The sequence below is a fragment of the Pseudomonas hefeiensis genome, from assembly GCF_030687835.1.
GTDB classification, from domain to species: Bacteria; Pseudomonadota; Gammaproteobacteria; order Pseudomonadales; family Pseudomonadaceae; genus Aquipseudomonas; species Aquipseudomonas hefeiensis.
Genome location: NZ_CP117449.1, coordinates 4,696,921 through 4,708,660 on the forward strand (window position 1 = coordinate 4,696,921; position 11,740 = coordinate 4,708,660).

Annotated in this window: 11 protein-coding genes and 1 pseudogene; 8 read left to right on the forward strand and 4 right to left on the reverse strand. The window is 61.2% G+C overall.

Annotated features, from left to right (window positions below; all coding sequences use genetic code 11):
• Positions 1-12 precede the first annotated feature (12 nt).
• Both PSH57_RS21040 and PSH57_RS21045 read left to right on the forward strand, forming a co-directional pair.
• On the forward strand, positions 13-369 hold the full coding sequence (locus PSH57_RS21040; RefSeq protein WP_305385302.1) for a 4a-hydroxytetrahydrobiopterin dehydratase: 357 nt from the start codon (positions 13-15) through the stop codon (positions 367-369).
• Positions 369-1,562 (forward strand): amino acid aminotransferase, encoded by a 1,194-nt coding sequence (locus PSH57_RS21045; protein ID WP_305385304.1) that lies wholly within the window; start codon positions 369-371, stop codon positions 1,560-1,562. The genes PSH57_RS21040 and PSH57_RS21045 overlap by 1 nt, the downstream gene beginning before the upstream one ends.
• A 211-nt stretch (positions 1,563-1,773) precedes the next feature.
• Here the strand turns inward: PSH57_RS21045 and PSH57_RS21050 are convergent, their stop codons facing one another.
• On the reverse strand, positions 1,774-2,343 hold the full coding sequence (locus tag PSH57_RS21050) for an NAD(P)H nitroreductase (RefSeq protein ID WP_305385306.1): 570 nt from the start codon (positions 2,341-2,343) through the stop codon (positions 1,774-1,776).
• 184 nt (positions 2,344-2,527) lie between these two features.
• On the opposite strand from PSH57_RS21050, the gene PSH57_RS21055 reads away from it, so the two are divergent.
• Complete coding sequence (locus PSH57_RS21055; protein WP_305385308.1) at positions 2,528-3,982, forward strand: TrkH family potassium uptake protein; 1,455 nt, start codon at positions 2,528-2,530, stop codon at positions 3,980-3,982.
• Here PSH57_RS21055 and PSH57_RS21060 read toward each other — a convergent pair.
• Positions 3,939-4,998 (reverse strand): annotated as a pseudogene (locus PSH57_RS21060) (AraC family transcriptional regulator). The gene PSH57_RS21055 and the pseudogene PSH57_RS21060 overlap by 44 nt on opposite strands.
• 159 nt (positions 4,999-5,157) lie before the next feature.
• On the opposite strand from PSH57_RS21060, the gene PSH57_RS21065 reads away from it, so the two are divergent.
• The gene (locus PSH57_RS21065) at positions 5,158-5,469 is read left to right on the forward strand and encodes an Mpo1-like protein (protein ID WP_305385310.1); all 312 of its coding nucleotides are present in this window, start codon (positions 5,158-5,160) and stop codon (positions 5,467-5,469) included.
• Between the two features lie 24 nt (positions 5,470-5,493).
• Positions 5,494-6,078 (forward strand): HD domain-containing protein, encoded by a 585-nt coding sequence (locus tag PSH57_RS21070; protein WP_256232172.1) that lies wholly within the window; start codon positions 5,494-5,496, stop codon positions 6,076-6,078.
• Between the two features lie 186 nt (positions 6,079-6,264).
• On the opposite strand, the gene PSH57_RS21075 is transcribed toward PSH57_RS21070, so the two are convergent.
• Positions 6,265-7,083 (reverse strand): UDP-2,3-diacylglucosamine diphosphatase, encoded by an 819-nt coding sequence (locus PSH57_RS21075; protein WP_305390449.1) that lies wholly within the window; start codon positions 7,081-7,083, stop codon positions 6,265-6,267.
• Positions 7,084-7,217: 134 nt separating this feature from the next.
• Here PSH57_RS21075 and PSH57_RS21080 point away from each other — a divergent pair, with 134 nt between their 5' ends.
• Positions 7,218-7,967: a helix-turn-helix transcriptional regulator gene (locus tag PSH57_RS21080; protein ID WP_305385312.1), complete on the forward strand. Its 750-nt coding sequence runs from the start codon at positions 7,218-7,220 to the stop codon at positions 7,965-7,967.
• Between the two features lie 92 nt (positions 7,968-8,059).
• Positions 8,060-8,953, forward strand: coding sequence for a DMT family transporter (locus PSH57_RS21085; protein ID WP_305385313.1), 894 nt, complete (start codon positions 8,060-8,062; stop codon positions 8,951-8,953).
• Here PSH57_RS21085 and PSH57_RS21090 read toward each other — a convergent pair.
• Positions 8,947-9,234: an Rdx family protein gene (locus PSH57_RS21090; protein WP_305385315.1), complete on the reverse strand. Its 288-nt coding sequence runs from the start codon at positions 9,232-9,234 to the stop codon at positions 8,947-8,949. The two genes, PSH57_RS21085 and PSH57_RS21090, sit on opposite strands and share 7 nt — an antisense overlap.
• A gap of 71 nt (positions 9,235-9,305) precedes the next feature.
• Between PSH57_RS21090 and PSH57_RS21095 the strand changes: the two genes are divergently transcribed.
• Complete coding sequence (locus tag PSH57_RS21095) at positions 9,306-11,507, forward strand: patatin-like phospholipase family protein (RefSeq protein WP_305385316.1); 2,202 nt, start codon at positions 9,306-9,308, stop codon at positions 11,505-11,507.
• Positions 11,508-11,740: the final 233 nt, after the last annotated feature.

Sequence of the window (11,740 nt, forward strand, 5' to 3'; positions counted from 1 at the left end):
CAGGAACACACCATGAACACTCTGAACCAAGCCCATTGCGAAGCCTGCCGCGCCGACGCTCCACAAGTCAGCGACGAAGAACTGCCGGTATTGATCAAGCAGATCCCGGACTGGAATATCGAAGTGCGCGACGGCGTGATGCAGTTGGAAAAGGTCTTCCTGTTCAAGAACTTCAAGCACGCCCTGGCCTTCACCAACGCCGTTGGTGAAATCTCCGAGGCCGAAGGTCATCATCCGGGTTTGCTCACCGAATGGGGCAAAGTCACCGTGACCTGGTGGAGCCACTCCATCAAGGGCTTGCACCGCAATGACTTCATCATGGCCGCCCGCACCGATGACGTGGCCAAGAGCGCCGAGGGCCGCAAGTAATGCATTTCGATGCCATCGGCCGGGTACCCGGCGATCCGATTCTCGGCCTGATGGAGGCTTACGCGGCGGACAGCAATCCGCGTAAGTTCGACTTGGGCGTGGGTGTCTATAAAGACGCCCAGGGGCTGACGCCGATTCTTGCATCAGTCAAACAGGCCGAGCAGCGCCTGGTGGACCGCCAGAGCACCAAGACCTACATCGGCGGTCATGGCGACGCCGCGTTCGGCCAATTGATCAATGAATTGGTGTTGGGCGCCGACTCGACGCTGATCAAGGACAAACGCGCCGGTGCTACCCAGACGCCGGGCGGCACCGGCGCCCTGCGCCTGAGTGCCGACTTCATCGCCCAATGCCTGCCAGGCCGCGGCGTATGGTTGAGCAACCCGACCTGGCCGATTCACGAAACCATCTTCGCCGCCGCCGGGGTCAAGGCCAGCCATTATCCCTACGTAGGCACCGACAACCGCCTGGATTTCGACGCGATGCTGGCGACCCTGAGCCAGGCCCCCAAGGGCGATGTGGTGCTACTGCATGCTTGCTGCCACAACCCCACCGGCTTCGACCTGACACAGGAACAATGGCGCCTGGTACTGGAGGTGATGCGCAGCCGCAACCTGCTGCCGTTGATCGACTTCGCTTATCAAGGTTTCGGCGATGGGCTGGAGCAAGACGCCTGGGCCGTACGGCTGTTTGCCCAGGCACTGCCTGAAGTACTGATCACCAGTTCCTGTTCGAAGAATTTCGGCCTGTACCGCGACCGCACCGGTGCGCTGATCGTCTGCGCCGGCGATGCCGACAAACTGGTGGACATCCGCAGCCAACTGGCAAACATCGCCCGCAACCTGTGGTCAACGCCGCCGGATCATGGCGCGGCGGTAGTGGCGACGATCCTGGGCAACCCGGAACTCAAAAGCCTGTGGGCCGACGAAGTGCAGACCATGCGCCTGCGTATTGCGCAGTTGCGCAGCGGCCTGCTGGAAGCGCTCGAACCCCACGGCTTGCGTGAACGCTTCGCTCACATCGGCGTGCAACGGGGGATGTTTTCCTACACCGGCCTGACGCCGGAACAGGTCAGGCACCTGCGCGAACGCCACAGCGTGTACATGGTCGGCACAGGCCGGGCCAACGTGGCAGGCATCGATGCCACGCGCCTGGATTTGCTGGCTGAGGCGATTGCTGACGTGTGCAAGTAACCAGCCTTTGAATAGCTGAACACATCCCCTTGTGGCGAGGGGATTTATCCCTGCGCAGCAGGCCTTAAATCCGTCATCTCGGAGAGTCAGGTTGCCTTGTATCGAAGGTTTTGGGGCTGCTGCGCAGCCCAGCGGGGATAAATCCCCTCGCCACAGATAAGTCCTCTTCACCACAGATAAGACCTCTTCACCACAGAAGCTGCGCCAGACGTTAGACCTGTGGGCCCGTCCACTCCCGGACAAACTGCCCGACATCTTCCTTCGGCGCCGTGCGCGCTTCTTTCTGCGGTGTGCCCAGGTAGAGAAAACCGATCACTTCTTCACCGTCCTCAAGACCAAGCCCCTTGGCCACATGAGGCGAGTACGCCAGCTCACCTGTACGCCAGACCCCGCCCACCCCTTGGGCATAAGCCGCCAACAGGATCCCGTGGGCAGCGCAACCGGCCGCCAGCAGTTGCTCGGCTTTCGGGATTTTGAAATGGTCCTGCAAACGTGCAATCACCACCACAACCAGGGGCGCGCGCAACGGGCCGTTGAGCGCCTTCTCCACGACCGCTTCGGATACCAGCGGATCATTGAACCGCGCCGCTTCGGCCAGGAGTTCGCCCATGCGATGACGCGCTTGCCCTTCGACCGTCAGAAAACGCCACGGCCGCAACTGGCCGTGGTCCGGGGCCCGCATCGCAGCGGCGAACATGACCTCGCGTTGTTCGGCGGTAGGTGCCGGGTCCACCAGGCGCGGGACGGAAACACGGTTGAGCAAAGCGTCGAGAGCCTGCATCGGCCACCTCCTGAAAAAATGTCCAGCTATTCTAGAGGCTTGTGCAACGAGTTCGTTAGCTCAAATTCCAATGCCAGAAGGGCATGGCACAGAGCGCCGGCCTCAAGTGCCTCCGGGTTGCGGTTTACTTGCCGCTTGTCGCGGGTAGAATGACGCCCTTCCCTTTTCAGCCCGAGCGGACTTCATGGCGTTGCCGACCCTGCGGATCATTGGTTTCATCATCGGCATCTTCCTGATCACCCTGGCGATCTTCATGGTTGTGCCCATGGCCACCTTGCTGATCTTCGAGCGCACCAACGACCTGCCATCGTTCCTCTGGTCGAGCATGATCACTTTTGTCGCCGGCCTGGCCCTGGTCATTCCCGGACGCCCGGAACACGTGAACCTGCGGCCCCGGGACATGTATCTGCTGACCGTCAGCAGTTGGCTGGTGGTGTGTATCTTTGCCGCGTTGCCCTTCCTGCTGACCCAGCACATCAGCTATACCGATTCGTTCTTCGAAAGCATGTCCGGGATCACCGCCACTGGCGCCACGGTCCTGAGCGGCCTGGATAACATGTCCCCCGGCATCCTGATGTGGCGCTCGCTGCTGCACTGGCTCGGCGGTATCGGCTTCATCGCCATGGCGGTGGCGATCCTGCCGCTGTTGCGCATCGGTGGTATGCGGCTGTTCCAGACCGAGTCCTCCGACCGCTCGGAGAAAGTCATGCCGCGCTCCCATATGGTGGCGCGGCTGATCGTGGCGTCCTATGTGGGCATCACCATTCTCGGCACCCTGGCACTGTGGTGGGCAGGGATGAGTCTGTTCGATGCCATCAACCATGCGATGTCGGCGATCTCCACCGGCGGATTCTCGACATCGGACCAATCCCTGGCCAAATGGACCGAACCGGCGGTGCATTGGGTCATTATCGTTATCATGATTCTCGGCAGCCTGCCGTTTGCCTTGTACGTCTCGACGCTGCGAGGCAATCGCCGCGCGCTGATCAAGGACCAGCAGGTCCAGGGCCTGCTGACGGTGCTGCTGGTGACCTGGGTGGTGCTAGGCACCTGGTATTGGGCGACTACCGAACTGCACTGGCTGGAGGCTCTGCGGCACGTGGCGCTGAACGTGACATCAATCGTCACCACCACCGGCTTCTCCCTGGGAGACTACAGTCTGTGGGGTAATTTCTCGCTGATGTTGTTCTTCTACCTGGGTTTCGTCGGCGGCTGTTCAGGTTCGACGGCCGGCGGGATCAAGATTTTCCGCTTCCAGGTCGCCTACATCCTGCTCAGGGCTAACCTTAAGCAACTGATCCACCCGCGCGCGGTGATCAAGCAGAAATACAACGGCCACCGCCTCGACGAAGAAATCGTGCGCTCGATTCTCACCTTCTCGTTCTTCTTCGCCATCACCATCTGCGTGATTGCCCTGCTGCTTTCGCTACTGGGGGTGGAATGGATGACTGCGCTGACCGGCGCGGCCAGTACCGTGTCCGGCGTGGGCCCGGGGCTGGGAGAGACCATCGGCCCGGCCGGCAACTTTGCCCCGCTACCGGATGCCGCCAAGTGGATTCTGTCGGGAGGCATGCTGCTGGGCCGACTGGAGATCATCACCGTGTTCGTGCTGTGTATCCCGGCATTCTGGCGTCACTGACCGGCCTGGCCATGGGCTGACCGCGCCCGGTATTCACCGGGTGTCGTGTCGAACCAGCGTCGAAAGGCCCGGAAAAAATTGCTCGGGTCAGCGAACCCCAACAGATAAGCGATTTCCAGCAGGGTCAAGGCCGGTTGCGCCAGGTACTGTTCGGCCAGTTCGCGGCGGGTGTCATCGAGCAGGTTCTGGAAACTGGTGCCCTCTTCCTGCAAGCGTCGCTGCAAGGTGCGCTGGGACAGGTGCAGTGTCTGCGCCACCACGTCACGCTTGGGCTCCCCCCGTGGCAGCAGCCGGCACAGCACTTGCCGGGTCTGGTGAGTCACGCGGCTTTCGGAAAAACGCGCCAGGTACTCACCGGCAAACCGGTCGTGGAGCTGCGCCATGGCCTCGTTGGCGGTAGGTAGCGGTGCCTCCATGTCGCTGCGTTCGAAAATCAACGCGTCGTAGGGCGCGCCGAACACCAGCGGCGCGGGAAACGCCTGTTGATAAGGTGCCAGGTCAACGGGTTCGGCGCCCTGGAACAGCACCTTCATCGGGTGCAGGGTGCGCCCGGTCAACCAGTTGCACATGGCCAGCGCACAGGCCAGGGAAGCCTCAGCACTTTGGCGGGTGGGCGGGAGATGGTCGCCATGCACTGTCAGGACCAATCCGTAGCCACCCTCCAGCAGGCGAAAGCTCAGGTCGGCGCTTTCAGCGATGATCCGCTGATATCGAACGAGCCGCTGGAAACCCTCGACCAACGTGCGACTAGACATCAAGGCATACCCGACCACATGAAACGACGCCGGGCGCACCACTTTACCCATGTTCAAGGCGATGGCCGGGTTACCCGACAACTCCACCGCGCATTGCCAGAGTCGGGTCATCGAATCCTGAGGGAAACGTGCATCCGGATCCTCCAGCGCGTCAAAGTCCAGCCCCAGCTGGTTGAACAGCATTCGACAATCCAGGCCGTCCATTTCCAGTGCCTTGACAATCCCCATCGCCCAGCTTGAAGAAGTTGTTCGTTCGCTCATGACGTTTACTTGCATGACGAGCCGCAGGGTACGGCTTGATTTGCGAAGGATACTAAAGTGGCGCCCATTGTCACTGGTCGTTGCAAGTGATCGCTCTAGACTTCAAGCAAACGTTGGACGCACAGTGTCATCAGAACAATAACCACAGAGCCGACAGTCGTGGAAAACACCAGACGCTTCAATACGTTCGCTGAGTTCTACCCCTATTATCTCAACGAACACAACAACAGCACCTGCCGACGCTTGCACTTCATCGGCACCTCCCTGGTCATCCTGATTTTCGCCCTGGCCCTCATCATCGGGAATGGGTGGTGGCTGATCGCCTTGCCTTTTGCCGGCTACGGCTTCGCCTGGGTCGGGCATTTTTTCTTTGAAAAAAACCGTCCCGCCACCTTCCAGCACCCGCTCTACAGCTTGTTCGGCGATTTCGTCATGTATCGAGACATGCTGCTGGGCAAGGTTCCCTTCTAGATGCCTGCAACCAAAGGATTGTCGATGAGTTCACATGCACGTTTTACCCACATGCAGGAAGGCACCCAGGAAGACTGGGCGATCATCGCGGCCGATTTCAGCGCCTATGCCCGGCAACTACCGGGCCGAATCCTGACCCATTTGAAGTTGCTGGACGGCGACTTCGGCGGTTTTCCGGTGGATCGCCTGACCCATTCCCTGCAAACCGCCACCCGCGCCTATCGTGACGGACGGGACGAGGAGTATGTGATCTGCGCCCTGCTCCACGACATCGGCGACACCTTGGGCACGTACAATCACCCGGACATTGCCGCTGCCATCCTCAAGCCGTTCGTCAGCCCCGAAAACCTGTGGATGGTGGAGAAACACGGGATTTTCCAGGGCTATTACTTCTTCCATCACCTGGGCATGGACCGGCACCTGCGCGAGCAATTCAAAGCGCATCCTCAGTACCAGGCGACCATTGATTTCTGCGCCCGATACGACGCCGCGGCGTTCGATGCCGAGTACGACACCCTGCCGTTGAGTTTCTTCGAGCCGATGCTGGAAAGAGTGTTTGCCGCGCCGAAGCAGTCGATCTACAAGGCGGCGATGGCTGAACAGGTTTGAGCCTGGCTGATTGCTGGGGACCGCTGCGCGGTCCATCGCGGGCAAGCCTTGCTCCCACAGGCTGTGCTTGCTCTCACAGGCTGTACTTGCTTCCACAGGTAGTGCTTGCTCTCACAGCTAGTGCTGCTCTCACAGGCTGTGAATACCTGTGGGAGCAAGGCTTGCCCGCGATGGCGTCAGATCGGCTCACGCCGGCTCGCTGACTTTCAACTCAGCCTGGATCAACGCCTCACGCGCCTGGGCATCGGCCAACCGATACAACTCGATCGACCCGTCCCAGTGTTCGATCAGCGCCGTGCACGACTCAACCCAATCGCCACAATTGAGATACTCCACCTCGCCTACCCTGCGGATCTCGGCGTGGTGAATATGCCCGCACACCACGCCGTGCAGTTCACGCTTCACACATTCATGGGAGATGGCTTCTTCAAAATCACTGATAAAGCTGACCGCCGTCTTGACCTTGTGCTTGAGGTACGCCGACAACGACCAATAACCGTAGCCATAACGGGCCCGCCAATGGTTGAGCCAGCGGTTCAGCGTGAGGGTGAACTCGTAGGCCCAATCGCCAAGGAATGCCAGCCAACGGTGGTACCGGGTAATGACATCGAATTGATCGCCATGGATCACCAGCAAATGCCGGCCGTCCGCAGTGACGTGCACCGCTTCGTCCACCAGTTGGATATTGCCCAGGATCAGCTTGGAATAACGCCGCAGGAATTCGTCGTGGTTGCCGGTGACATAGATCACCTCGGTGCCGCGCTTGCTCATGGTCAGCAAGCGACGTATGACGTTGGTGTGAGCCTGTGGCCAGTATATGCCGCCGCGCAGCTTCCAGCCGTCGATGATGTCACCCACCAGATAGATCTTGTCGGCATGATAGCCCTTGAGAAACTGCGACAAATGCTCGGCCTGGCAGTCCCGGGTGCCCAGATGCACATCGGAAATCCATAGGGTGCGAACACGCTGTTTGCGGCTGGGTCTGGCGAGCTCGGCGCTGGTCATGGGCAACCCTCTGATCGTTTTAGCCACTTTGCCTCCCTGCGGTTAATACCCCATGACAAACACAAGTCGGTTACATGACAGCGCGAAGCACCGTGGCCTCGGTGTATGCTGACGGCCTGCCCCGGGAGACCGCGATGAGACCGATCCTCACGCTACGCCAGTACAGCCACGACCTGATTGTCCACAGCCACGACCATGCACAACTGGTGTTCGGGTTGTCCGGCCTATTGGATTTCGAGGTCGAAGGTTGTGGCAGCCAGGTCGTGCAGCAGAGCTTCGTGGTGATACCCGCCGGCGCCCATCACGCCTGCGGCAGCCCCCGTGGCAGCCGTTGCCTGGTACTGGATGTGCCGGGCGACGACTGGATCGGGCAAGCCTTGGGTGATCACGCCGACGCCAGCCGCCGATTGCTCGACAATACCGCTCGCAGGCCGTTGGATGCGGGGCAAAGCCAATTGGTCAGCTGGCTGGCGGGCAGCCCGGTGGACGACCCGGTGATCGCCCAACAAGGGGCGGTGCTGCTCCTGGCCAGCCTCAATGGCACTGGCCAGGACACCGTCGGTGGCCGGCGCCTGCCCTATGCGGCGCTCAACGCTCACATCGACCAGTATGCCGCCTACCCGCTGCAAGTGGCGGACCTGGCCCAGGTCGCGGGGCTCTCCAGCGCCCGCCTGCATGCACGCTTCGTCGCCGAATGCGGGCAAACCCCGATGGATTACATCCGCAGTCGCCGTTTGCACAAGGCCGTGGAACTGCTGCGTGATTCACAGCTGCCCATCGGGGAAATCGCCCATCGGGTCGGTTATAGCTCGCAAAGTGCCTTTGCCGCCGCCGTGCTGCGCGAATTCGGCGCTTCACCGGGCAAGCTGCGTCGCCAGCGCTAGCTTCGCGCTAAAAACCGCTAGGATCGCGACAGACAAGAACGGCCAGCAACGGGTTCAATACCCTGACGCTCAACCGTTGAACAAGGACTGCAATGACTCCCCGTACCGCCCTAGGCGCCCTGCACATTGGCGCACTCATGTTTGGCCTGACCGGTGTGTTCGGCAAGCTCGCCGCCGCCTCGCCAGCAGTCATCGTGTTCGGTCGTGCCGTATTCGCCGTGCTGGCCCTGGCGGTTTTTGCCCGTTTCGCCAGCAGCGCCCGCTGGCACAAGCTCCACGCACAGGACGTTCGACGCCTGCTGCTGGGCGGCCTACTGCTCGCCGGACACTGGGTGAGCTTCTTCATAGCGGTCAAAGTCGCCGGCGTGGCGATCGCCACGTTGGGCTTTACCAGCTTCCCGGCCTTCACGGTGCTGCTCGAAGGGTTGATTTTTCGCGAGCGGATCCGTGCCAATGAAATCCTGTTGGTGGCATTGGTGAGCATCGGCCTGGTGCTGGTCACACCGCACTTCGACCTGGCCAGCGGCGCCACCACCGGCCTGCTGTGGGCCGTGCTTTCGGGCTTGCTGTTCTCGCTGCTTTCGCTGGTCAACCGCGCCGGCTCCACAAGGGTGCCGCCGGTACAGGCCGCTTTGTGCCAAAACCTGGTGGTCGGGTTTTGCCTGTTGCCCATGGCAGCGCCGCAATTGATTGACGTGCGCCCTATCGACTGGCTGTGGATTGCCTTGTTGGGGGTGTTCTGCACCGGTCTGGCCCACAGCCTGTTCGTCGCCAGCCTGGCGGTGATCAAGGCCCGCACCGCGGCGGTGGTGTTTGCCATGGAGCCAGTCTATGGCATCACCATGGCCTGGTTGCTGTTCGATGAAAACCCGACCCTGCGCATGCTGTTGGGTGGCGCGCTGATCATCGTCGCGATCGTGGTGTCGAGCCAACTCAGTGGCGGCACAAAGAAACCGGGGGTAGGCGCCCAGGCCGCGTCTCACTGAACCCGGTCGTTGTGGCCCAGGTCCCGCTCCGGGTCGATCCGGTCGCGGACCCGCTGCTTGAGGACCTTGGCCTCGGGAAAACCACCATCGACCTTGCGCTCCCAGATCTGCGTGCCGTCGCAACTGATGTGAAACACTCCACCGGTGCCCGGCACCAACGACACTTTGCCCAAATCGTCGCCAAAGGTGCTGAGCAGCTCCTGAGCCAGCCAGGCGGCGCGAAGCAGCCACTGGCATTGGGTGCAATAGGTGATGACGACTTCCGGTTTGTGCTCGGTCATTGCGGGTGAACTCCTGGGGGCAAAGGCATCGCTATAATACCTGCCTTTGATCGCCCGCCCCGAGATTGACGATGCGCCGCCTGCTGCCTTGCCTGCTTCTGTTACTGCTGCCCCTGCTCGGCCATGCCAACGAGCCCGCCGTCGAGGCGTCGCCTCCGAAAATCGGCCTGGTACTGTCCGGCGGCGCCGCCCGGGGCCTGGCCCACATCGGTGTACTCAAAGCCCTGGAAGAACAAGGCATCCAGATCGACGCCATCGCCGGCACCAGCATGGGCGCAGTGATCGGTGGGTTGTATGCCTCGGGTTACAAAATCGACGAACTGGAAAAACTCGCCCTGGGCATCGATTGGCAACAGGCCTTGTCCGACGCCCCGCCGCGCAAGGACGTGCCATTCCGGCGCAAGCAGGATGACCGGGACTTTTTGGTGAAACAGAAACTGAGCTTTCGTGATGACGGCAGCCTCGGCCTGCCCTTGGGCGTCATCCAGGGGCAAAACCTTGCCCTGCTGCTCGAAAGCCTGCTGGCCCACGCCAGCGACACCCGGGACTTCGACAAACTACCAATCCCTTTCCGCGCCGTGGCGACCGACATCGCCAGCGGTGAGAAAGTGGTGTTTCGCAAGGGCCACTTGCCCAAGGTCATCCGCGCCAGCATGTCGATCCCGGCGGTGTTCGCGCCGGTGGAACTGGACGGCCGGTTGCTGGTGGATGGCGGCATGACCGACAACATCCCGCTGGACGTGGCCCGGGAAATGGGCGTGGACATGGCCATCGTGGTGGACATCGGCACCCCGCTGAGCACCCGCAAGCAATTGGTCACGGTGATCGATGTCCTGAACCAGTCGACCACCTTGATGACCCGACGCAACTCCGAAGAACAATTGGCAACGCTGAAAAAAGACGATGTGCTGATCCAGCCGGCGCTGGCGAGCTTCGGCGCCACAGACTTCGGCCGCGCCCAGGAAATGATCGACGCTGGTTACCGTGCCACCCAAATACTCCAGGCCCGCCTGACGCACCTTCGCCCCACAGAGCCGGCCGACCCCGAGCTCATGGCGGCGCGTACTCCGAGCGAGCGCACGCCGGTCATCACCGCCATTCGCGTGGAGAACGACTCGAAAGTCGGCGACGACGTGATTCGCTATTACGTTCGCCAGCAAGTCGGTGAGCCGCTGAACCTGGGTCGTTTGCAGACCGATATGGGCACGTTGTACGGCCTGGATTATTTCGAGCAGGTGCAATACCGCGTAGTGCACAAAGCCCCGGACCATACGCTGGTCATCAGTGCCCGGGGCAAACGCACCGGCACCGATTACCTGCGGCTGGGACTGAGTCTGTCGGACGACATGCGCGGCGACAGCGCTTTCAACCTTGGCGCCAGCTATCGGGTCAATGGCATCAATCGCCTGGGTGCGGAGTGGCTGACCCGGGCACAGATCGGCGACAAGCAAGAGCTGTACAGCGAGTTCTACCAGCCGCTGGATGTCGGCTCGCGCTACTTCATCGCACCCTATGGGCAGTTTGAATCCCGCAACGTGGAGTCCATCCTGGACAACGACCCGGTGGCCCAGTACCGCGTCGAACGCTACGGTTTTGGCCTGAACCTGGGCCGGCAGATTGGCAACAGCGGCGAAATCCGTTTCGGTGTCGGCCAGGCTTGGGGCGAGGCAGATGTACGCATTGGCGATCACGACCAGCCCAGCGAAAGCTTCAATGAAGGCTTCTACGACCTGAAATACTCATTCGACTCCTTCGACAATGTGTACTTCCCCCACGAAGGCGAAGACATCGGCCTGACCTGGCGCCAGTATGAGCCGGGATTGGGTTCCGACCAGCGCTACCGCCAATGGGAACTCAATCTGGACAAGGCGCTGAGCCGCGGCCCGGACACCTTCATCCTCGGCGGGCGTTACGGGCGCACCCTGGACACCGCCGAAGTGGTGACCTCAAGCTTTGTACTCGGCGGCGCGCGGCAGCTGTCAGGCTTTCGCGAAGACGGTATATCCGGGCAGAACATGAGCCTGATGCGCGCCGTGTATTACCGAAGGCTCACACCACGAGCCTACCTGCCGCTGGATTTCCCGCTATACATCGGCGGCTCCCTGGAACGGGGCCGGGCGTGGAACAACGACAATGAGTTCGACAGCGGCTACATCAACGCCGCCAGTATTTTCCTGGGGTTTGATACGCCGCTGGGGCCACTGAATTTCAGCTATGGGTTTAACGATGATGATGAGCAGGCGGTGTATCTGAATCTGGGGCAGACGTTTTGATGGCCATGCAACAAACCAAGGGGTGGCGTAGACACACCCCTGTATCCGCAACAGCTACTGTGTGGGAGCGAGCCTGCTCGCGATAGCGGTGGTTCAGTTGCAATGATGTCGACTGTGCTGCCGCTATCGCGAGCAGGCTCGCTCCCACATTGGCTTCGTGTCGTGCGCAGCATTGGCGTTCACCGTAACTCCCCTGTTGGAGCGGGCTTACCCGAGAAGGGGCCGGTAGGCTC

What these genes read in the sequence shown, in the direction of transcription:
- PSH57_RS21040 (WP_305385302.1), top strand. Translation starts at nt 13, where the DNA reads ATGAACACTCTGAACCAAGCCCATTGCGAAGCCTGCCGCGCCGACGCT.
- PSH57_RS21045 (WP_305385304.1), top strand. Translation starts at nt 369, where the DNA reads ATGCATTTCGATGCCATCGGCCGGGTACCCGGCGATCCGATTCTCGGC.
- PSH57_RS21050 (WP_305385306.1), bottom strand. Translation starts at nt 2,343, where the DNA reads ATGCAGGCTCTCGACGCTTTGCTCAACCGTGTTTCCGTCCCGCGCCTG.
- PSH57_RS21055 (WP_305385308.1), top strand. Translation starts at nt 2,528, where the DNA reads ATGGCGTTGCCGACCCTGCGGATCATTGGTTTCATCATCGGCATCTTC.
- PSH57_RS21070 (WP_256232172.1), top strand. Translation starts at nt 5,494, where the DNA reads ATGAGTTCACATGCACGTTTTACCCACATGCAGGAAGGCACCCAGGAA.
- PSH57_RS21075 (WP_305390449.1), bottom strand. Translation starts at nt 7,083, where the DNA reads ATGACCAGCGCCGAGCTCGCCAGACCCAGCCGCAAACAGCGTGTTCGC.
- PSH57_RS21080 (WP_305385312.1), top strand. Translation starts at nt 7,218, where the DNA reads ATGAGACCGATCCTCACGCTACGCCAGTACAGCCACGACCTGATTGTC.
- PSH57_RS21085 (WP_305385313.1), top strand. Translation starts at nt 8,060, where the DNA reads ATGACTCCCCGTACCGCCCTAGGCGCCCTGCACATTGGCGCACTCATG.
- PSH57_RS21090 (WP_305385315.1), bottom strand. Translation starts at nt 9,234, where the DNA reads ATGACCGAGCACAAACCGGAAGTCGTCATCACCTATTGCACCCAATGC.
- PSH57_RS21095 (WP_305385316.1), top strand. Translation starts at nt 9,306, where the DNA reads ATGCGCCGCCTGCTGCCTTGCCTGCTTCTGTTACTGCTGCCCCTGCTC.